Origin of the sequence: Streptomyces sp. JW3, from assembly GCF_052216785.1 — a bacterium.
Taxonomy (GTDB): domain Bacteria; phylum Actinomycetota; class Actinomycetes; order Streptomycetales; family Streptomycetaceae; genus Streptomyces.
This window is the reverse complement of sequence record NZ_JBQOUX010000136.1, coordinates 1-19,892: the sequence shown is the minus strand read 5'-3', so window position 1 is coordinate 19,892 and position 19,892 is coordinate 1. Positions and strand designations below refer to the sequence as shown.

General features: G+C 73.1%; 14 protein-coding genes and 2 pseudogenes. 7 read left to right on the top strand and 9 right to left on the bottom strand.

Going from position 1 to position 19,892, the window contains the following annotated elements; genetic code table 11:
• Positions 1–366 precede the first annotated feature (366 nt).
• Both ACTT8P_RS34365 and ptsP read left to right on the top strand, forming a co-directional pair.
• Positions 367–816: a PTS sugar transporter subunit IIA gene (locus ACTT8P_RS34365; protein WP_442835716.1), complete on the top strand. Its 450-nt coding sequence runs from the start codon at positions 367–369 to the stop codon at positions 814–816.
• A 62-nt stretch (positions 817–878) separates the two neighbouring features.
• Positions 879–2,549, top strand: a complete 1,671-nt coding sequence (gene ptsP / locus ACTT8P_RS34360; RefSeq protein WP_442835715.1) for a phosphoenolpyruvate--protein phosphotransferase — start codon at positions 879–881, stop codon at positions 2,547–2,549.
• Positions 2,550–2,631: 82 nt separating this feature from the next.
• Here the strand turns inward: ptsP and ACTT8P_RS34355 are convergent, their stop codons facing one another.
• Positions 2,632–3,534 (bottom strand): hypothetical protein, encoded by a 903-nt coding sequence (locus ACTT8P_RS34355; RefSeq protein WP_442835714.1) that lies wholly within the window; start codon positions 3,532–3,534, stop codon positions 2,632–2,634.
• 92 nt (positions 3,535–3,626) lie between these two features.
• A complete protein-coding gene (locus tag ACTT8P_RS34350; protein ID WP_442835713.1) occupies positions 3,627–5,609 on the bottom strand; it encodes an acetoacetate--CoA ligase in 1,983 nt (660 codons plus the stop codon).
• 167 nt (positions 5,610–5,776) lie between these two features.
• On the opposite strand from ACTT8P_RS34350, the gene ACTT8P_RS34345 reads away from it, so the two are divergent.
• A complete protein-coding gene (locus tag ACTT8P_RS34345; RefSeq protein WP_442835712.1) occupies positions 5,777–8,125 on the top strand; it encodes a TIM-barrel domain-containing protein in 2,349 nt (782 codons plus the stop codon).
• 99 nt (positions 8,126–8,224) lie between these two features.
• On the opposite strand, the gene ACTT8P_RS34340 is transcribed toward ACTT8P_RS34345, so the two are convergent.
• Together ACTT8P_RS34340 and ACTT8P_RS34335 are read right to left on the bottom strand one after the other, a co-directional pair.
• Positions 8,225–8,761, bottom strand: a complete 537-nt coding sequence (locus tag ACTT8P_RS34340) for an NUDIX domain-containing protein (protein WP_442835711.1) — start codon at positions 8,759–8,761, stop codon at positions 8,225–8,227.
• Positions 8,762–8,834: 73 nt separating this feature from the next.
• Positions 8,835–9,644, bottom strand: a complete 810-nt coding sequence (locus ACTT8P_RS34335; protein WP_442835710.1) for a M15 family metallopeptidase — start codon at positions 9,642–9,644, stop codon at positions 8,835–8,837.
• 245 nt (positions 9,645–9,889) lie between these two features.
• Here ACTT8P_RS34335 and ACTT8P_RS34330 point away from each other — a divergent pair.
• Together ACTT8P_RS34330 and glpK are read left to right on the top strand one after the other, a co-directional pair.
• A pseudogene (locus ACTT8P_RS34330) lies at positions 9,890–10,009 on the top strand (aquaporin family protein); the annotation flags it as partial.
• A 54-nt stretch (positions 10,010–10,063) separates the two neighbouring features.
• On the top strand, positions 10,064–11,590 hold the full coding sequence (gene glpK, locus ACTT8P_RS34325; RefSeq protein WP_442835709.1) for a glycerol kinase GlpK: 1,527 nt from the start codon (positions 10,064–10,066) through the stop codon (positions 11,588–11,590).
• Position 11,591: 1 nt separating this feature from the next.
• Here the strand turns inward: glpK and ACTT8P_RS34320 are convergent, their stop codons facing one another.
• The 4 genes from ACTT8P_RS34320 to ACTT8P_RS34305 all read right to left on the bottom strand — a co-directional run bounded on the left by ACTT8P_RS34320 (position 11,592) and on the right by ACTT8P_RS34305 (position 15,795).
• A complete protein-coding gene (locus ACTT8P_RS34320) occupies positions 11,592–12,197 on the bottom strand; it encodes a GTP-binding protein (RefSeq protein ID WP_442835708.1) in 606 nt (201 codons plus the stop codon).
• A gap of 80 nt (positions 12,198–12,277) precedes the next feature.
• Complete coding sequence (locus ACTT8P_RS34315; protein WP_442835707.1) at positions 12,278–12,700, bottom strand: DUF742 domain-containing protein; 423 nt, start codon at positions 12,698–12,700, stop codon at positions 12,278–12,280.
• A gap of 9 nt (positions 12,701–12,709) precedes the next feature.
• Positions 12,710–13,144, bottom strand: coding sequence for a roadblock/LC7 domain-containing protein (locus ACTT8P_RS34310; protein ID WP_442835706.1), 435 nt, complete (start codon positions 13,142–13,144; stop codon positions 12,710–12,712).
• The gene (locus tag ACTT8P_RS34305; RefSeq protein ID WP_442835705.1) at positions 13,141–15,795 is read right to left on the bottom strand and encodes a nitrate- and nitrite sensing domain-containing protein; all 2,655 of its coding nucleotides are present in this window, start codon (positions 15,793–15,795) and stop codon (positions 13,141–13,143) included. The genes ACTT8P_RS34310 and ACTT8P_RS34305 overlap by 4 nt, the downstream gene beginning before the upstream one ends.
• Positions 15,796–16,217: 422 nt before the next feature.
• Between ACTT8P_RS34305 and ACTT8P_RS34300 the strand changes: the two genes are divergently transcribed.
• On the top strand, positions 16,218–16,850 hold the full coding sequence (locus tag ACTT8P_RS34300) for a hypothetical protein (RefSeq protein WP_442835704.1): 633 nt from the start codon (positions 16,218–16,220) through the stop codon (positions 16,848–16,850).
• Between the two features lie 112 nt (positions 16,851–16,962).
• On the top strand, positions 16,963–18,114 hold the full coding sequence (gene solA, locus ACTT8P_RS34295) for an N-methyl-L-tryptophan oxidase (RefSeq protein WP_442835703.1): 1,152 nt from the start codon (positions 16,963–16,965) through the stop codon (positions 18,112–18,114).
• On the opposite strand, the pseudogene ACTT8P_RS34290 reads toward solA, so the two are convergent.
• Positions 18,111–19,892 (bottom strand): annotated as a pseudogene (locus ACTT8P_RS34290) (hypothetical protein); the annotation flags it as partial. The gene solA and the pseudogene ACTT8P_RS34290 sit on opposite strands and share 4 nt — an antisense overlap.

Below are 19,892 nucleotides of genomic sequence, written 5' to 3'. Positions count from 1 at the left end.
ACATATCTGGCGTTGACTTTTGGCACGCTGTTGAGTTCTCAAGGAACGGACGCTTCCTTTGTACTCACCCGAGAGACTCTCTCAGGCTTTCCTCCGGGCGCTTCCCTTCGGTGTTTCCAACACTATCAGGCTTTTCCAGTCCCTCTAACCACCCGTCTACGGGCATGCAGAAGCAGATCTGGAGATACGATCTGATGAGTTGGGGCCTGCCGCTCGGGCAGGACTACCGACTCTACATCGGCCCGCTGAACGGGGGCAAATCGATGGGGACTGTGGTCTAGACCTCTTACCGGTAGCATCATGCGGAACCGGTACTTCCTATGACATAGCCTGCTGCACAACATCCGCACCCTTGGGAGGCTCCCCATGACCACCGTGACGTCGCCGATGGCAGGACGCGCCATCGGACTGGCCGCCGTGCCGGATCCGGTCTTCTCCGGAGCCATGGTCGGCCCGGGCACCGCGATCGACCCCGTACGAGAGCCGTCGGAGGCGGTCGCGCCCGTGGACGGGGTGATCGTGTCCCTGCACCCGCACGCGTTCGTCGTGGTCGACGAGAGCGGGCACGGCGTGCTGACCCACCTCGGTATCGACACCGTGCAGCTCAACGGGGAGGGTTTTGAACTGCTGGTGAACAAGGGAGACACCGTCACCCGCGGGCAGGCGGTCGTGCGCTGGAGCCCGGCCGCCGTCGAAGCGGCCGGCAAGTCCCCGGTGTGCCCGGTGGTGGCGCTGGAGGCCACGGCCGAGTCCCTCTCCCAACTCCGCGAGGACGGCGATGTCAGGGTCGGGGAAGACCTCTTCCACTGGCAGTGACGACGGTCGGCAGGACACACACCGCGGCGACGGGGCTCGCCGCGCTATCGGAGACGGGTGAGATGGAGACAACGCTGCGAGGCGTCGGGGTCAGCCACGGGGTGGCGATCGGCGAGGTCCGGCACATGGGCACGGCGGTGCTGGAGCCGCCGGCCAGGCAGATCCCGGCCGAGGACGCCGAGCGGGAGCAGGGGCGCGCCCGCAAGGCCGTGGAGGCGGTGGCGGCGGATCTGATGGCGCGCGGCAATCTGGCCGGCGGCGAGGCCCAGGCCGTCCTCGAGGCGCAGGCCATGATGGCCCAGGATCCCGAGCTGATGGCGGACGTGGAGCGGCGGATCGCCGTCGGGAGCACGGCCGAGCGCGCGGTGTACGACGCGTTCGCGGCGTACCGGGCGCTGCTGGCCGGTGCCGGGGAGTATCTCGCCGGGCGCGTGGCCGACCTCGATGACGTGCGCAACCGTATCGTCGCCCGGCTGCTCGGGGTGCCGATGCCGGGTGTGCCGGACAGCGACGAGCCGTACGTGCTCATCGCGCGGGATCTGGCGCCGGCCGACACGGCGCTGCTCGACCCCTCTCTCGTGCTCGGTTTCGTCACCGAGGAAGGCGGGCCGACCAGCCACAGCGCGATTCTGGCGCGGGCGCTCGGGGTGCCGGCCGTGGTGGCGCTGCCGGGCGCCGGTGAGCTGGCCGAGGGCACGGTGGTCGCCGTGGACGGCAGCAGCGGCGAGGTCTTCGTCGAGCCGAGCGCCGAGGAGCGGGCGCGGCTGGCGGCGCAGGCGGCCGAGCGCAAGGCCGCGCTGTCGGCCGCGACCGGCCCCGGGGCCACCTCCGACGGGCACAAGGTGCCGCTGCTGGCCAACATCGGCGGGCCGGCGGACGTGGCCGCCGCGGTGGAGGCGGGGGCGGAGGGGGTCGGTCTGTTCCGCACCGAGTTCCTGTTCCTGGACGACAGTGAGCGCGCGCCGGGCGAGGAGCAGCAGGTCTCGGCGTACCGGCAGGTGCTGGCGGCGTTTCCCGAGGGCCGGGTCGTCGTGCGGGTGCTGGACGCGGGTGCGGACAAACCGCTGGCCTTCCTCACGCCGGGCGACGAGCCGAACCCGGCGCTGGGTGTGCGGGGGCTGCGGACGCTGCTCGACCACCCCGAGGTCCTGCGGACGCAGCTGTCGGCGCTGGCGAAGGCGGCCGAGGGGCTGCCCGTGCACCTGGAGGTCATGGCGCCGATGGTGGCGGACCGGGCCGACGCCCGGGCGTTCGCCGACGCCTGCCGGGCGGCCGGGCTGCGGGCGAAGTTCGGTGCGATGGTGGAGATTCCGTCCGCCGCGCTGCGGGCCCGGTCGGTGTTGCAGGAGGTCGAGTTCCTGTCGCTGGGCACGAACGACCTCGCGCAGTACACCTTCGCCGCCGACCGGCAGGTTGGTGCGGTGTCCCGGCTCCAGGACCCCTGGCAGCCGGCGCTGCTCGATCTGGTGGCGCTGTCCGCCGAGGCGGCGAAGGCCGAGAGCAAGAGCTGTGGTGTCTGCGGTGAGGCGGCGTCCGATCCGCTGCTGGCGTGTGTGCTGACCGGGCTGGGCGTCACCTCTCTCTCCATGGGGGCGGCCTCCATTCCGTATGTGCGGGCGATGCTGGCGAAGTTCACGCTCGCCCAGTGCGAGCGGGCCGCTGCCGCGGCCCGGGCCACGGACAGTGCCGAGGAGGCGCGCGCGGCGGCGCAGGCGGTGCTGTCCGGCGAGTAGGACCGGCCGGACGGCCCGGACGGCCCGGACGGCCGGGTGCTTCGCGGGGCGCGCCACCGGTGGTGGGGCGCCCCGCTCGCGTTCAGTGGTGGTGTCCCGGGGCCGGGCCGTCGTCCCCGAGGTCCGGTGGTTCGCAGTAGTCGACGTTGGACTCCGGGGAGATCAGGTCGCCGGATTCGGCGTCGGTGCAGTAGGCGTCGAAGACCTCTGCCGCGGTGAGCGGGGCGAGGCCGTAGCCGCGCAGGCGCCAGCCGTAGACGCGGTCCGGGACGGCGGGGGCGCTGGTGCGGATGACCAGACCGCCGGGGCTGTGGGTGGCCAGGCCCAGGGCGAGGACGCCGGTGAACTCCAGGAGCTCGGCCTCGTCGAGGTGCGGGGTGCCGTTCTCGTCGTCGTCCGCGTGCAGGACGGACAGGAGGGTCTCCGGTGCCGTCGCGACGCTGCAGACGAGGTGCCGCCGGCCGGCGGGGGCGGTGTCGAGGACGCGGGTGACGAGGGCACCCGCGCGGTCGTAGGCGGCTCGGCCCAGATCTTGGCCGCAGGAGGCGCAGGAGCCGAGGCGGGCCAGGAGCGTGGCCGCGTATTCCCAAGTGGCCTGGCGGACGGCTTCGTCGATCAGGGTGGGGACGACGTCGGCCAGGGGCTGGCCCTCGTAGGGCACGGTGGGGCCGGTGGCGGCGAGTGCGGCGGTGAAGCGGGTGCGGCTGGAGGGGGCGTCGGGGTCGAGGCCGGCCTCCTGGCAGTAGGTGGCGTACTCCTCCGGGTCGAAGAGGGCGATCGTGGTGTGGGCGCCCTGGGCGGCGCGGGTCCGCAGGACGGCCTCGACGTGCCGCAGGTAGGTGGGATGGTCGTCGAAGGTGAAGGTGCGGTAGCGCCGCATGACGCGGAAGTCGTGCTCGTCGGTGAGCAGGCCGATGGTGCCGGCGATCTCGCGGCGCAGGACGCGGCGGGCGGTGTGGCCGGCGGTCCGGTCGGTGTACGTCATGTCTCCCCCAGTGCGCGGTCGGTCGGTGCGCTGTCGATCACGAGCGATCGATCAATGCTCACTCACCGTAACCGCGACCACTGACAGTGGGGTCATGAGCGCTTGCGGGCGAGCTCCTCGTAGAAGGCCAGGAGGCCGAGGTCGTCGACCGAGCCGGGGTTGACCGCCTTCTCCAGGGGGGTGCCTTGCAGGAGGCGTTTGACCGGGACCTCGATGCGCTTGCCGGTGAGGGTGTGCGGGATGCCGGGGACCTCGATGACCTCGTCGGGGACGTGGCGGGGTGAGAGGTGGGCGCGGATGGCCTGCTTGACGCGGGTCAGCAGCGTCTCGTCGAGGGTGGCGTCCGGGGCCAGGTGGACGAAGAGCGGCATCCAGTAGCCGCCGTCCGGCTGTTCGACGCCGATGACCAGGGATTCCCTGATCTCGGGGAGGCGTTCGACGACTTCGTAGATGTCGGCCGAGCCCATCCGGACGCCCTGCCGGTTGAGGGTGGAGTCGGAGCGGCCGTGGATGATCACGGAGCCCCGGGAGGTGACGGTGATCCAGTCGCCGTGCCGCCAGACGCCGGGGTAGGTGTCGAAGTAGCTGTCGTGGTAGCGGCTGCCGTCCGGGTCGTTCCAGAAGCGGACCGGCATCGACGGCATGGGGGCGGTGACGACGAGTTCGCCGACCTCGTCGGTCAGCGGGTGGCCGGCGGGGTCCCAGGCCTGGAGGTCGGTGCCGAGGGCGGGGGCCTGGAGTTCGCCGATGTACACGGGCAGGGTGGGGACGGCCCCGGCGAAGCAGGAGCAGACGTCGGTGCCGCCGCTGACGGAAGCGACCCAGAGATCCGCGCCGGCCTCGGCGAACTCGTCGTGCAGCCAGCGGAAACCGTCGGGCGGCAGCGGGGAGCCGGTGGTGGCGACGCACTGGATCCGGGAGAGGTCGTGGTCCCGGGCCGGGTGCAGGCCGGCCTTGCGGCAGGCCATCACGTAGGCGGCGGAGGTGCCGAAGAGGGTGGCGCCGGTGCGTTCGGCCACGCTCCACTGGGCGCCGGTGTCCGGGTATCCGGGGCTGCCGTCGTAGAGGACGATCGTGGTGCCGGTGAGGAGGCCGGAGACGAGGAAGTTCCACATCATCCAGCCGGTGGACGTGTACCAGAAGAAGCGGTCCTCCGGGCCGAGGTCGCAGTGCAGGCCGAGCTGTTTGAGGTGCTCGACGAGGATGCCGCCCTGGGACTGGACGATGGCCTTGGGCAGGCCGGTGGTGCCGGAGGAGTACAGGACCCACAGGGGGTGGTCGAAGGGGACCTGTTCGAAGACCGGGTCGGTGTCGGCGGAGGTGACCGCCGTCCAGTCGAGGGCGCCTTCGGGGGTGTCCGTGCCGAGCAGCGGGATGTGCACCACCGCGCGGAGGGCGGGCAGTTCGCGGCGGAGTTCGGCGACGACCTCGCGGCGGTCGTGTTCCTTGCCGCCGTAGCGGTAGCCGTCGACGGTGAACAGGACGACGGGTTCGACCTGCTGGAAGCGGTCCAGGACGCCGCGGGCGCCGAAGTCGGGGGCGCAGGAGGTCCAGACGGCGCCGACGGCGGCTGTGGCCAGGAGGGCGACGACGGCCTGCGGGATGTTGGGGAGGTAGCCGCTGACGCGGTCGCCGGGGCGGACGCCGAGGGTGCGCAGTTCGGCGGCCAGGGAGCCGACCTGGCGGCGCAGTTCGGCCCAGGAGACGGGGCGGGTCCGGTGGGTCTCGTCGACGTGCAGGAGGGCGGGTTCGTCCGCGCGGGTGGCCGCCGCGCGCAGGGCGTGCTCGGCGTAATTCAGCGTGGCGCCGGGGAACCACTGGGCGCCGGGCATGGCGCGGTCGCCCAGTACGCGCGCGTACGGCGTCGAGAACCGTACGTCGAACCAGTCGGTGACGGCTTTCCAGAACGTCTCCGGCTGGTCGACGGACCAGCGGTGCAGGGCCGGGTAGCCGCCGTCGGCCGGGGCGCCGTGGTGGTCGGCCGCCCAGTTCTGGAAGGCGGTGACCCGGGCCCGCGCGACGCGCTGCGGGTCGGGCTGCCAGAGGGGCTGCGGCTGGGAGTTCTCGGTGGTCATGGGGCGGCTCCTGGGCGGTGCGGCGGCTGACAGGGACGATGCCATGTGATCGACTTCCGCACCAGGGCGCGCCTCACATGGTGGCTCGTGAAGATCTGGGACCGGCGCGGGTGAACGGAAGTTGAACGGTGCCTGTGGGCGGTGCGGTCAGTGGCAGGGTGAGCAGCATGGACGGTCGTGACCTGGTGCGTTCGGTGAAGGCGGTCGGTTCGGTGGGGACGGGTCAGGGGTTGCGGACCGTGCGGGCGGCGTGGCGCAGGCGGCGGTCCGATGCGGTGGGGCTGGAGCCGCGGGGGGCGGAGCGGGCGCGGGTGCCCGGGCTGCTGCGGGAGGTGGAGCCGGGGCCCGGGGGCGGGGTCATCCGGTTCGACCGCTCGGAGCTGCGGATTCTGGTGGCGGTGAACGGGGCGGTGTTCTGGGGCTGGGACGGGGCCGGTCCGGAGCCGTCGTACGCGTTGGCCGGGCGGTGTCCGGAGCCGGATCCGCGGGCGGCGCTGGAGCCGGACAAGGACGGTGGCTGGCGGGTGGTGGCCGAGCGGGCCACGATCGCCGTGTCGCGGCACGGCGCGGTCGAGGTGCGTACCCCGGGCGGGGTCCCGCTGCGGCGGGATCTGCCGCCCCGCTGGTGGGAGCCGGCCGGGGGTGGCCGGGCGCGGTGGATGCAGCGTACGGAGGTGGCCGCCGACGCGCGGTTCTTCGGTCTCGGCGGGCGGGCTGCGGGTCCGCGGCTGCGGGACGGGCGGTACCGGCTGTGGAACACCGATCCGGGGCGTTCCTTCGGTCCGGGGGACGATCCGCTGTACCTGACGATGCCGGTGCAGATGGTGGTGGCCGACGCGGGGACGCACCTGGTGTTCTACGACAGTTCGTGGGACGGCACGGTGGTGCTGCGCGAGGGCGCGGAGGGTGCCGGGTCGGGGCACGACCGGCCGGGGACGAGTGTGCTGCGGATGGACGGCGGGCCGCTGCGCTGCTGGGTGTCGGTGGGGACGCCGGCGCGGGCGCTGCTGGCCTGGGCGGCGCTGACCGGGGCGCCCGCGCTGCCGCCCGGGTGGGCGCTCGGTCACCAGCACGCGCGGCGGGGGTTCGGGGACGAGCGGGAGGTGCGGCGGATCGTCGCGGGGTACCGGGAGCGCGGGCTGCCGCTGGACGCGGTGCACCTGGACATCGGTCACCATGACGGTCACCGGGTGTTCAGTGTCGACGAGGAGCGGTTTGCGAAGTTGCCGCAGCTCGCCGAGGAGTTGCGGCGGGACGGGATCCGGCTGGTGTCGGTCGTCGGCCCGGCGGTGGCGGCCGAGCCCGGTGACCCGGTGTACGACGGCGGGGTGGCCGAGGACGCGTTCGTGCGGGATGCCGGGGGCCGGGTGGTGCGGGGGGTCGCGTGGCCGGGGGACGCGGTCTTCCCGGATTTCACGCACGCGCGCGTACGGGCGTGGTGGGGCGGTCTGTACGAGGAGCGGCTGGAGCAGGGGTTCGCGGGGTTCTGGCACGACCGGAACGAGCCGACGTCGTTCGCGGCGTTCGGTGAGGCGACGCTGCCGCGTTCGGCCCGGCACTGGCTGGAGGGGCGGGGCGGTGACCATCGGGAGGCGCACAACGTGTACGCGCTGTGCATGGCCCGGGCCGGTTACGAAGGGTTGCGCAAGCTGGCGCCCGGGCAGCGGCCGTTCGTCTTCTCGCGCTCGGGGTGGGCCGGCGTACAGCGCTACGGCGGCGCCTGGTCCGGGGAGGTGGCCACGGGCTGGCCGGGGTTGCGGGCGTCGCTGGCGCTGGTGCTGGGGCTGGGGCTGTGCGGGGTGCCGTACTCGGGGCCGGACGTGGGCGGCGTCGACGGGAGTCCGTCGCCGGAGCTGTATCTGCGGTGGTTGCAACTGGGCGCGTACCTGCCGCTGCTGCGGACGCACGCGGGGCGCCGCGAGCCCTGGCAGTTCGGGGCCGAGGTGCTGGAGCACGCGCGCGTGGCGCTCGTCGAACGGCGGCGGCTGTTGCCGTACTTCATGACGCTGGCGCATCTGGCGCGGCGTACGGGGGCGCCTTACGCGCGGCCGCTGTGGTGGTCGGCGCCGGAGGACCGGGCGCTGCGGGACTGCGAGGACGCGTTTCTGCTCGGGGACTGTCTGCTGGTGGCGCCGGTGCTCGGCCCGGGGACGGACCGGCGGGCGGTGCGGCTGCCGCGGGGCCGGTGGTACGACACGGTGACGGAGCGGGCGTACGAGGGGCCCGGGCAGGTGCTGGTCGACGCGCCCCTGGCGCGGATTCCGGTGTTCGCCCGCGCGGGTGCGATTTTTCCGGTGCGCGGTGCCGACGGCGGGCTGGAGCTGGAGGTGTGGGCACCGGCCCGGGGGCGGACCGGGGGTGGGCTGGTCGTGCCGGACGCGGGTGACGGCTGGGCGGAACCGGAGCTCGAGCGGTACACCGCGCGGTGGCAGGGCCGGCGGGTGGTCGTGGAGCGGGAGGGCGAGGGGGGCTCGGATGAGGTGCCGTATCCGGTACGGGTGCGGGGGCTCGGGTGAGGCGGGGGCGTGGGCGGGCGCCGACTGCCGGGCTGGAGCGGGATCGGGCAGGGTCCGGGTGAGGCGCCGTTGCTTCTCCGGCGTTGGTGGACTGGGAGATCAGATGTAGCGGCCCTCGAACCAGGCCCGCGCGGCGACCGTGTGCAGCGGGAAGGCGAGGTCCTCGGGGCGGCGCAGCAGGCGCCGGCCGGCTGTTTCGGCGGTGGGGGCGAAGGGCGGCAGGCCCTCCGCCGGGCGCTCGGGGAGCAGGCCGAACAGCAGCAGGTGGCCGTCGGGCGCGCTCAGCGCGTCCACCAGGCGTACGTCGCGGCTCGCGGCGTCGATGCCCGTCTCCTCCCGGAGTTCACGGACGACGGCCTGCCGCCAGTCCTCGCGGTCGTCGACGTAACCGCCGGGCAGCGCCGTGCCCCCGCGCGCGGGCGACACGGTCCGGGTGATGACGACCAGGCCGGTGCCCTTGGTGTCGTAGACGGGTTGGAGGGCGACCGCGACCGGCAGCGGGTTGCGGTAGGCCGTGGTGCCGCAGGCCGGGCAGGTGCGGGGCCAGTCGGAGACGCCCGCTCCGTAGGGCGTGCCGCAGCTCGAACAGTGCGAGCCCGGCGCGGATGGGGGAACGGAGGTCGGAGTATCGGACACGCGGCGGACTGTAGCCGATGGCGGAGCGGTCCTCTCCGGTGGGCGGCCTCGTCGGCCCCTGGGGGCGACCCGGTCAGGGACGGCCGGTCAGCGATTTCGCGGACACCGGGAAGTCGAAGTAGGTGTCGGGGTAGGTCTCCGGCTTGAAGGTGTAGTGCCACCATTCCTCGGCGAGGTTGACGAAGCCAAGGCTCTCCAGGGTGCTCTTGAGCAGCAGCCGGTTGGCGCGCTGTGCGCCCTGGACGCGGGGGTCGGCGGTGTGGGAGAGGGTGTCGAAGCAGTCGTAACCGGTGCCCATGTCGACGGAGTTGTCGGGGAAGCGTTCCGCCTGGGGCGCGGTGCAGGGCACCAGGGGCTGTCCCGGGTGGTACGGCCGGGTCGGCAGCGCGGGGAGTTTCACGAGGGTGAGGTCGACCGTGGAGCCGCGGCTGTGGCCGGACTTCTCCGCGATGTAACCGTCCGCGAACAGCCGGGTCTTGTCGACGTCCGGGTAGAACTCCGCCTTCATCGCCTGGTCGTCGAGGTCCTGGGCCCAGCGGACGAAGTGGTCGACGGCGCGTTGCGGCCGGTAGCAGTCGTACACCTTGAGGGAGTAGCCCTGGCGCAGCAGGCCGGCCTGGGCCTCGGCGAGGGCCTGGGCCGCGGGGCGGGTGAGGATGCACAGGGGCTGCCGGTAGCCGTCGACGGGCTCGCCGACGAAGTTGTGCGCGGTGGCGTAGCGGATCTCCTCCAGGATCGTCGGGGCGACGCTGCGCAGGGCGACGAAGCCGGCGGGCGCCTCCGGGTCGGTCCCGGCGTGCGCGGTGGCCGGGACGGTGGTCACGGCGAGCAGGGCGGCGAACGTGGTGACGAGGCGGCGGGCCCAGATGATCGGTCGTGTCATGTCTCTTACATATCGGGAGGGGGTTCGTTCGCGGAAGCGGTTGTATGCGGTTGGGGTGTCGGTTGGGGTGTCGGTTGGGGATGCCGGTCGGGGTGTCAGTCGGGATGCCGGTCGAGGTGTTCAACCGGTGGCGTCGCCGACCTTGACGGCCTCTGAGCGCCGATGAACACTTCCGGCACCGCACATGGGCCTGGGAGCCGCCATGAGCAACGGAGACATCTGCGTCGGCGACGCTGGTGCCGATCGTCTCCCTGCTCGTGGTCGGCAGCGGTCTGTCCCTGGGCGGGCCGACCGGTTGCGCCATCAACCCGGCGCGCGGCCTCGGCCCCCGGATCGTGCACACCTTCCTGCCGATCCCGAACAAGGACGCGGCCTTCTGAGCCGTACCGCTTCTCAAACCTCCAGCCCTAGGGACAGCCATGACGGACCACTCCGAGACGTACGTCGCCGCGATCGACCAGGGCACCACTTCGAGCCGCTGCATCGTCTTCGACCACGACGGCGCGATCGTCGCCGTGGACCAGCGCGAGCACCGCCAGATCTTCCCGAAGCCGGGCTGGGTGGAGCACGACGCCACCGAGATCTGGTCCAAGGTGCAGGCGGTGGTCGCCGGGGCGCTCGCCAAGGCCGGGCTGCGGGCCGGGCAGCTCAGCGCGCTCGGCATCACCAACCAGCGCGAGACCACCGTGCTCTGGGACCGGGCGACCGGCAAGCCGGTGCACAACGCCATCGTGTGGCAGGACACCCGTACCTCGGGCCTGTGCCGGCGGCTGGGCGGTTCGGACGGGCCGGACCGTTTCCGGGAGCGGACCGGGCTGCCGCTGGCCAGCTACTTCTCCGGGCCCAAGGCGGCCTGGCTCCTCGCGAACGTGCCGGGGCTGCGGGACCGCGCCGAGCGCGGCGAGATCGCCTTCGGCACCATCGACTCCTGGCTGATCTGGAACCTCACCGGCGGCACGGACGGTGGTCGGCACGTCACCGATGTGACCAACGCCGGGCGCACCCTGCTGATGGACCTGGAGTCGCTCCAGTGGGATCCCGCCATTCTCGCCGCGCTGGACCTCCCGGCGGCGATGCTGCCCGAGATCCGGTCCTCCGCCGAGGTCTACGGCACCGCCGTCGGCCTGCTCTCCGGGGTCCCCGTGGCCGCGGCGCTGGGCGACCAGCAGGCGGCCGTGTTCGGGCAGGCCTGCTACGGCGTCGGCACGGCGAAGAACACGTACGGCACCGGGAGTTTCCTGCTGCTGAACACCGGGAGCCGGCCGGTGGCGTCGAAGCACGGGCTGCTGACGACCCTGGGTTACCAGATCGGCGGTGAGCCGCCCGTCTACTGCCTGGAGGGGTCCATCGCGGTCACCGGCGCCCTGGTGCAGTGGTTCCGCGACCAGCTCGGCATCATCCGCGGCGCGGACGAGATCGAGTCGCTGGCGGCGAGCGTGCCGGACAACGGCGGGGCGTACGTCGTACCCGCGTTCTCCGGTCTCTTCGCGCCCTACTGGCGTTCCGACGCGCGGGGCGTCATCACCGGGCTGACCCGGTACGTCACCAAGGCGCACCTGGCGCGGGCGGTACTGGAGGCGACCAGTTGGCAGACGCGCGAGGTCGTGGACGCCATGTACCAGGACTCCGGGGTGCGGATCAGCACCCTGAAGGTCGACGGCGGCATGACCCGCAACGGACTGCTGATGCAGCACCAGGCGGACGTCCTGGGCGTCCCGGTGATCCGGCCGCGGGTCTCCGAGACGACCTGTCTGGGCGCGGCGTACGCGGCGGGGCTGGCCACCGGGGTGTGGCACGACCTCGACGAGCTCAAGGCGCACTGGCACGAGGACGCCCAGTGGGTGCCCGCCATGGCGGCGTCGGTGCGGGACCGCGAGTACCGCAACTGGCGCCGGGCGGTGGAGAAGAGCTTCGGCTGGCAGGAGGAGGACCAGCCGGGCGGGTGAGTCAGGTGGTGACCGTCCGGCGGCGGCCGGCCGGGTACGCCATCGCGTGCTGGACGACGCCGATCAGGACGTCCTTCACCGACTCCCGGTCCCGGGCGTCGCACAGCACCATCGGTACGCTCTCGTCCAGGTCGAGGGCCCGGCGGACGGCGTCCACCGGGTAACGGGCGGCGCCCTCGAAGCAGTTCACGCCGACCACGAAGGGGATCGAGCGCCGCTCGAAGTAGTCGACGGCGGCGAAGCAGTCCTCCAGGCGGCGGGTGTCGGCGAGCACCACGGCACCGAGGGCGCCCTCCGACAGTTCGTCCCACATGAACCAGAACCGCTCCTGGCCGGGTGTGCCGAAGAGGTAGAGCACCAGTCCCTCGCGGAGCGTGATGCGGCCGAAGTCCATGGCGACGGTGGTGGTGTGCTTGCCCTCCACACCGCTGAGGTCGTCGACCGGGCGGCCCGCCTCGGTGAGCAGTTCCTCGGTGCGCAGCGGCCGGATCTCGCTGACCGCGCCGACCAGGGTGGTCTTGCCCACGCCGAAGCCGCCGGCCACCAGGATCTTGAGCGTGACGGGTTCGGCCGGGGGCCTGCCACGCTCGGAACGCCCGAGGATCATCGGTCTGCTCTCTCCTGCTGGGTACTTGCTGTGCTGGACGGAGGGGTGCGCGGCGGTTCGGCGGTGAGGCGGTACGGCGGTCACAGCGCCCGGAGGCCGTCGATCACGTCGCGCAGAATGCTTTCGTCGGGCAGCTCGGCCGGCGGCACCGGCCGGTTGACGTGCACGAAGTCGGCGTCCACCAGGTCACCGACGAGGACCCGTACGACGCCGATCGGCAGATCGAGGCCGGCGGCGAGTTCGGCGACCGACTGGGGTTCGTCCCGGCACAGTCCGACGATGTCGACGTGTTCCGGAGACAGACTGGTGTCCGCCTCCGGGTCGTCCGCGCGGTCCTCGGCGACCACCAGCGCGATCAGGTCGAGACGGTGCTGGGCCGGGCTGGTGGTGCGGCCCCGGGTCATGGCGTACGGACGGACGACCGGGCCGGCCTCGTCGTCGAACCAGTGGTGTCTTCCCGGTGTGCCCTGCGTTCCCTGTCTTCCCTGGCCGTCTGCGCTCATGTCACTCCACTACCCGCCCGAGGACAGATCGGCACGGGGCGCGGCGCCCAGGTGGGCGCCGACCCGCTTGACGAGGAGGGTCATCTCGTAGGCGACCTGGCCGACGTCGGAGTCCGCGTCGGACAGGACGGCGAGGCAGCTGCCGTCTCCGGCGGCCGTGACGAAGAGGAACGCGTCGTCCAGTTCGACGATCGTCTGCCGGACACTGCCCGCCTCGAAGTGGCGGCCCACGCCCTTGGCGAGGCTGTGGAAGCCGGAGGCGACGGCGGCGAGGTGCTCGCCGTCCTCCCGGGTCAGGTCCTTGGAAGCGCCCGTGGCCAGGCCGTCGCCGGACAGGACGAGGGCCTTGCGGATGCTCGCGACCCGGTCCACCAGGTCGTCGAGGAGCCAGTTCAGCTCCCTGCCGCCCGTCGTACTGTGGCCGGTCGCCTTCGGTGCGGTCATCGACCGTCCCCCTTTGTCGTTCGTTGTGGTGCTTGTGGTGCTTGTTCTTCCTGTGCCGGGTCGTCGGTGGCGTTCTCCCGGCGGCCGCGCTGCCAGCCACGCTGGAGTGCGGCCATGCGGTTGCGTACTTCCTCGGCGTCCCGGTCGGTGAGATCGGACCCGTCCTCGGCGGGCCGCTCGCGTTCCCGCTTCAGCTGGGGGGCGAGGCTGGCCTGGCGGACCCGCCGGGGCAGGGGACCGTCAGCAGCTTCGGGTACGTCGGGAGCGGCGCCCGACGCTCCGGTGTCCGCCGGGGGCGTCCCACGGCGGCGGGACGGGAGGGCGGGCAGCGGGTCCTGGTCCGCGTCCGGCGCGGGCGCCTCGTCCGGCCCGCCCGCGCGGGGCCGTTCGGGGACCGGGCGGCCGTGTGAGCTGACCAGCTTGGGGGTCCGGCGGCGGGGCAGCGGGACGGGGGCGTCGGGCGCCTGGTCGGACTCGTAGCGGTCGTGCCGGGCCGTCGGTTCGTCCGGCGCCCCCGGGTCCGGGCGGCGTGGACGGAACAGGCCGTCGCCCTCCCGCCCGGTCGGTTCCGGGTGCCCCAGGGCGTCGGAGCCGGCCGGCGCCTCCAGTTCGACCGGACCGTCGAGCAGCGCCGGGGAGCCGCCGGGCAGCCGTACCGGCACCTCGGCAAGGGCGGCGCGGCGGTCCCGGTCGCGGCCGGCGGCGTGGGCGGGGCGGTCCGGGCGGTCGAGGCGGAAGCCGACGCCGTTGGTGTCCGGGGCGTCCTCCGTCAGCAACGCGTCCGGGATGAAGACGATCGCGGTGGTGCCGCCGTACGGGGAGGGCTGGAGCGAGACGCGGACGTTCTGGCGCTGGGCGAGGCGGCTGACCACGAACAGGCCGAGCCGGTCGGTGTCGGACAGCTCGAACTCGGGCGTCTCGGCGAGCCGGAGGTTGGCGTCGAGGAGGGCGTCGGCCGTCATGCCGAGGCCGCGGTCGTGGATCTCCAGGGTGAAGCCGTTGGCGACCCGTTCGCCCAGTACCTGCACGGCGGTGTGCGGGGGCGAGAACACCGTGGCGTTCTCCAGGAACTCGGCGACCAGGTGGGTGAGGTCGGCCACCGCGGCGCCGGTGACGGCGATCCGGGGCAGCCGGCGGACCTCGATGCGCTCGTAGTCCTCGACCTCGGCGACGGCCGCGCGGACGACGTCCATGAGCTGGACGGGCTTGCGCCACTGCCGGGAGGGGGCGGCGCCGGAGAGGATGACCAGGCCCTCCGCGTGCCGGCGCATCCGGGTGGTCAGGTGGTCGAGGCGGAACAGGTCGGCGAGTTCCTCGGTGTCGTCGGTGCGGCGCTCCATGGTGTCGAGCAGGGTGAGCTGCTTGTGCAGCAGGACCTGGCTGCGGCGGGCCAGGTTGACGAAGACCTCGGAGACCCCGGAGCGGAGTTCGGCCTGCTTGACGGCGGCCTCGACGGCGGCGCGCTGGAGGGTGTTGAGGGCCTGGCCGACCTCGCCGATCTCGTTCCTGTCGTACTCCAGGTGCGGGACCTCGGTCTCCACGTCGACCTGTTCGCCGGCCGAGAGGCGGCGCATCACACTGGGCAGGCGTACGTCGGACGCCTCGTGGGCCTCCGCGCGGAGCTGCTTGAGGTCGCGGATGAGGCCGCGGCCGATGCGGACGGACAGGAAGACGGAGAACAGCACGGCGACCACGCCGAGGGTGCCGGCCACGACGGCCTTGGTGATGACGGCCATCGCGACCGGTTCGGCCCGGTTCTCGTACCGGTCGGCGGCCCCGTCGTCGAGGGTGCCGAGGTCGTCCAGCGCTTCTCCCGCGACGGTGTCCCAGTCCTTGGCGTCGATGCCGCCGGGCATGCCGGCGCCGGAGGCGACGACCGTCCCCTCGGCCGCCCGCAGCGGTGCGGAGGAGGCATCCTGCCAGTACCGCTCGTAGCGCTTGCGCTCCGCGGCCGGCAGCAGCGGCAGCGTCACGTCGTACAGCAGGGTGCGCTGCGCCACCAGGTCGGAGATGTCGTCGATCTCGTCGCCGCCGAGTCCGCCGGTGACCAGGGCGGAGCCGAGCAGGGCGTCCTCGCGGGAGAGCAGTTCGCGGGCGCGGGAGAGGTTGACGAGGGCGCGGTACTGCTTGTCCAGCGTGACGTTGTCGATGACGTTGAGGTCGGCGAGCAGCAGGTGGCAGGGATCGACCAGGCGGTTGTAGAAGCCGAGGGCCTGGGACCGGTTCACGATGCCGCCCTCGACGCTGCGCCTGAGCGATCCGAGGCCGGCCAAGGCGTCCAGGGCCGCGGTCAGCCGCTCGTCCTCGCCCTGGCTCAGCGCGTCGCGGACGTCGGGGTCGGCGGCGTGCCGGCGGACGCCGGCGATCGCCTCGTCGGTGACGGTGCGGGTGCGGCGCAGGGCGGACAGGGCGTTGGAGGCGCGCGGGTCGGCCAGGTAGACGAGGGTCTGGCGGCGTTCCTGCTGGAGCACGCGGACGGTGTCCTCGACTGGGTAGCCGACCTTCTCCACCAGGGTCGACACACTGAACAGTCGGCCGGCCTCCCGGCCGGTCAGTACGGCGGCGAACGCCCAGATCGCGGTCAGGGCGACCAGCGGCACGAGCAGCAGCGCCACGATCTTCCGGCGGATGGACTTCCCGCGAAAGCGCATGGCCTCCCCCAGCTCGACCCCCATCGGTGCCGATTCACGTCAATAAACGGCGCGAGCCTACTACTGACGGGCCGATGGTTCGAAGACCGGTCCGGAAGCTGAACTTCCGTACCCACGCCGCGAGATCACGAGTTGTCCGGTCATTGCGGGAGATTGCCGCCCCGGTGGAATGCCGACGGCGGGGGCGGGGCGCGGTCGGCGCGGTGGAAGGGCTGGCCGGATTTCTGTGCCCGGCGGGAATCTTGCGAGGGCGTCGATCGTCATTGTCTACGGGAGATGGGGGCGGAATGGGGGCGGAATCGGCCACAGGAGCCGCGTGCCGCGTCCGTGCGGCGTAAAACAGCGCAAGCCGGGCAGCCACAGGGGAACCGGGTCTTCGGAGACGGGCGAGCGGTCTGCTGGCGGTGGGGAGTGACACGTTGATGGGCACGGCGGAGCGGAGCGGGACGCCCGGGAACGACGGGGCGGCCCGGTCGAGAACACGGACCGGATCGGCGGGAGAGGGTCCAGGGTGGCCAGGGTCCGGGATGCCGGATCACGGTATTCCGGCGGCGCGGCACGGTGGCGGCCCGCGGGCGGCGGCCGGCGGTGGTGGACGGTCGGCTTCCGGCGGTGGTGGACGGTCGGCGGACGGGGCCGGTGCGGTACGGGAGCAGCCGACTTACCGGCCGTTGTGGGTGGAGGAGCCGGCGCGGCGGCGCCGGCTGCCGGATCCGGTGCGGACGGCGGCCGTCCGCGCGGTGATCATCGTCGCCGTGACGCTGATCCAGGCGATGGTGGCCTTCCTGTGCACGATGGCCGGCTCGTGGCTGGCCTTCCCCATGCTGCTCAGCAGCGTGGTCAGCACGGTGGCGGCCACCTGGGGCGTGCTCGACGTGTGGGTCACGCGCCAGGTCTGGAACCAGCGGCACGGCGTGGTCTCGATGCCGAACAGCACCGCGCGGGCGCTGCGCCGCGAACGCCGCCGGGCCCGGCGGCAGGCCCGGTCCGCCGAGCGCGCCCAGGAGCGGATACGGCGCCGGGGGCGCGGGGGGCAGCAGCTCTCGCATCCCTGAGGCGGCGCGGGAGTTCACGACGGGATCGTCTTGGCCCCCCGGCGGACCTGGGTGAAAGGGTGTCCGTCACGATCGCCGGCAAGACCCGCACCCGCCGCCAGGAGGCCCCCGCATGTCCCCCACCTACGACGTCGTCGTCATCGGACTCGGCGGCATGGGCAGTGCCGCCGCGCACCACCTGTCCGCGCGCGGCGCCCGGGTGCTGGGGCTGGAGAAGTTCGGGCCGGTGCACGACCGCGGCTCCAGCCACGGCGGCTCCCGGATCACCCGGCAGTCCTACTTCGAGGACCCGGCGTACGTGCCGCTGCTGCTGCGCGCCTACGAGCTGTACGAGGAGCTGGAGCGGGCCACCGGCCAGGAGATCGCCGTGCTGTGCGGCGGGCTGATGGTCGGCCGTCCGGACTCGCGTCCCGTCGCCGGCTCGCTGCGCTCGGCCCGCGCGTGGGACCTGCCGCACGAGGTGCTGGACGCCGCCGCGATCCGCCGCCGCTTCCCGACGCTGACGCCCGGTGACGACGAGGTCGGCCTGTTCGAGGCGAAGGCGGGACTGCTGCGCCCGGAGAACACCGTCGCCGCTCATCTTCGACTCGCCGACCGGCAGGGCGCCGACCTGCGCTTCGACGAGCCGATGACGCACTGGGAGCCGTACCGGGACGGCGTGCGGGTGCACACCGCCGCGCACACCTACACCGCGGGCCGGCTGGTGATCTGCCCGGGTGCGTGGGCGCCGCGGCTGCTCGCCGACGTGGGAGTGCAGGTCACCGTCGAACGGCAGGTCATGTACTGGTTCCGGCCGGCCGGGGGTATCGAGCCGTTCCGGCCCGAGCGGCACCCGGTCTACATCTGGGAGGACGCGGCCGGGGTCCAGGTCTACGGCTTCCCCGCGATCGACGGTCCCGACGGGGGCGCGAAGGTCGCCTTCTTCCGCCGGGAGTCGGCGCCGACCACGCCCGAGACCATCGACCGGACCGTGCGTGAGGAGGAGATCCGGGCGATGGCGGAGCAGGTCTCCGGTCTGCTCCCGGATCTGCCGGTCACCTTCCTCAAGGCGGCGACCTGCATGTACTCCACCACTGCGGACGAGCACTTCGTGATCGCCCCGCACCCGGCGCACCCCGAGTCGGTGACCGTGGCCTGCGGGTTCTCCGGGCACGGCTTCAAGTTCGTGCCCGTGGTCGGGGAGATCCTCGCCGACCTGGCGCTGACCGGCTCCACGGCCCACCCGATCGGCCTGTTCGATCCGGCCCGGTTCGCCGCCCGCTAGCGGGGCCGCTTGAACATCCGGGTGGCCGTGATCTCGCTGTGCACCGCCTCGCCCTCGGTCTGCTGGGGCAGGCCGGGCCGCAGATGCTCCTCCACGCTGATGTACTTCAGTCCGGCCCGCAGATCGGCGTCGTTGCGCAACCGGATGACCAGCGGGAACTCGGCGAGCGCGGTGGTGTCGAACAGGCCGGTGGTGTAGAGGAGCTGGACGCCGAGCGCGTCGGAGACGGCCCGCTGGAGTTCCAGCAGATAGGTGGCGTTGGCGCGGCCGATGGGGTTGTCGAGGAAGAGCGTGCCGGCGTGCCGGTGCTTGTCCCGGCCCCGGTCGTTGCTGCGCAGCGCGGCCATCGTGCAGTACAGGGCGATGGCGGCGGTGAGCAGTTGGCCGCCGGAGAAGACGTCGCCCATCTGTCCGACCGGGACGCGCTCGGCGCGCAGGACCGCGTCCGGCTTGAGGATCTCGACGGCCACGCCCTGCGGCTGGAGGGCGGCGGCGACCCCGCGCAGCAGCAGGGACATGCCGTCCCGGCGCAGGTCGGAGTTCTTCTTCACGGCGGCCCGGGTGGCCTCGTCGATCACTTCGCCGAGCCGCTCGGTGAGGGTGGCCTGGTCGGGTTCCTCGAAGCGGATGCGCAGGAACTCCTGCCCGGACCACTCCCCCAGTCCCTCCGGCAGCCGGGACAGGCGCTGGGCGGAGCGGAGGGTGGCGAGCGCGGATTCGACCAGGCCGCGCAGCCGGTCCACGATCGAGTCACGGTTGCGTTCCAGCTGGGCCAGTTCGTCGGTGAGGACGCGCAGCCGGGGGGCGAACGCGTCGGCCCACTTCTGGGCGTGTTCGGGCAGGGCGGCGGCGGGCAGTTCGCGGATCTGCTGCCGGGCGGGGGTGCGGACCTGCTCGTAGCGGGTGGAGTTGGCGTGCCGGACCAGGATGTCGCTCGCCTCGCGCACCGCGCCCTCGGCGGCGGACAGGTCCCCGGCGCAGCCGCGCAGCGAACGGCGGGTCTCGGCGGCGGACTGCCGGGCCTCCTCCAAGGTGCCCGGATACGGCTCGGGTTCTTCCTGTTCCTCCTCGGCCGGCTGTTCGCGCAGCAGGTCGCGCAGCAGGGCGGCGATCTCGTCGAAGCCGCCGGCCGCGTCCTCGGCGGCGCGGTGCGCGTCGAGAAGTTCGGTGTGCGCCTCGCGGGACCGGTCCAGCGCCTCGGTGCGGGCGGCCAGTTCGGTCGTGGCCGTGCGCAGCAGTGCCTGGGCGTGCTCGGCGTCCCGGGGGACCAGCTCCTCGGGCAGGTCGGTGTGGGCCGCGCCGTCGTCCCGCGGTGCCAGCCGCTCCGCCTCGCCGCGCAGCCGGCCGAGCTGCTCGCTGGCGGTGGACATCCGGGTCTCCAGCAGTTGCACGAGCTCCTCGGCGCGGGCGGCGGCGGCCTGCCGGGAGGGTCCGTCCGAGCCGTCGGGCGACTGGAGGAGCTGTTCGGCGCGGGTGCGGACCTTGTTGCTGAGCCGGTCCAGTTCGGCGCGGGCGGCGCTTTCGTCGCTCTCCGCGCGGGCCTGCTCGGCGCGCAGGTCGGCGCCGACACCGACCTTCTCGTAGAGCTGGGAGGCGGCCCGGTACGCCTCGCGCAGCGCGGGCAGTGACGTGGTGGACGCCTCGGTGCCGTCCTCCGGTACGTCGTCGGGGGCGCCGGCGATCTCGGCGCGCTCGGCGCGCAGCGCGCGGGCGGTGCGGCGGGCGTCGTCGGCGGCGCGCTGGGCGGCGCGCCGGTCCTCGTCGGCGGCGGCGGGCCC

Coding starts and splice junctions, on each gene's coding strand:
- ptsP (WP_442835715.1), top strand. CDS start 879: ATGGAGACAACGCTGCGAGGCGTCGGGGTCAGCCACGGGGTGGCGATC.
- ACTT8P_RS34365 (WP_442835716.1), top strand. CDS start 367: ATGACCACCGTGACGTCGCCGATGGCAGGACGCGCCATCGGACTGGCC.
- ACTT8P_RS34300 (WP_442835704.1), top strand. CDS start 16,218: ATGGGCACGGCGGAGCGGAGCGGGACGCCCGGGAACGACGGGGCGGCC.
- ACTT8P_RS34335 (WP_442835710.1), bottom strand. CDS start 9,644: ATGACACGACCGATCATCTGGGCCCGCCGCCTCGTCACCACGTTCGCC.
- ACTT8P_RS34320 (WP_442835708.1), bottom strand. CDS start 12,197: ATGATCCTCGGGCGTTCCGAGCGTGGCAGGCCCCCGGCCGAACCCGTC.
- glpK (WP_442835709.1), top strand. CDS start 10,064: ATGACGGACCACTCCGAGACGTACGTCGCCGCGATCGACCAGGGCACC.
- ACTT8P_RS34315 (WP_442835707.1), bottom strand. CDS start 12,700: ATGAGCGCAGACGGCCAGGGAAGACAGGGAACGCAGGGCACACCGGGA.
- ACTT8P_RS34305 (WP_442835705.1), bottom strand. CDS start 15,795: ATGCGCTTTCGCGGGAAGTCCATCCGCCGGAAGATCGTGGCGCTGCTG.
- ACTT8P_RS34345 (WP_442835712.1), top strand. CDS start 5,777: ATGGACGGTCGTGACCTGGTGCGTTCGGTGAAGGCGGTCGGTTCGGTG.
- solA (WP_442835703.1), top strand. CDS start 16,963: ATGTCCCCCACCTACGACGTCGTCGTCATCGGACTCGGCGGCATGGGC.
- ACTT8P_RS34310 (WP_442835706.1), bottom strand. CDS start 13,144: ATGACCGCACCGAAGGCGACCGGCCACAGTACGACGGGCGGCAGGGAG.
- ACTT8P_RS34350 (WP_442835713.1), bottom strand. CDS start 5,609: ATGACCACCGAGAACTCCCAGCCGCAGCCCCTCTGGCAGCCCGACCCG.
- ACTT8P_RS34355 (WP_442835714.1), bottom strand. CDS start 3,534: ATGACGTACACCGACCGGACCGCCGGCCACACCGCCCGCCGCGTCCTG.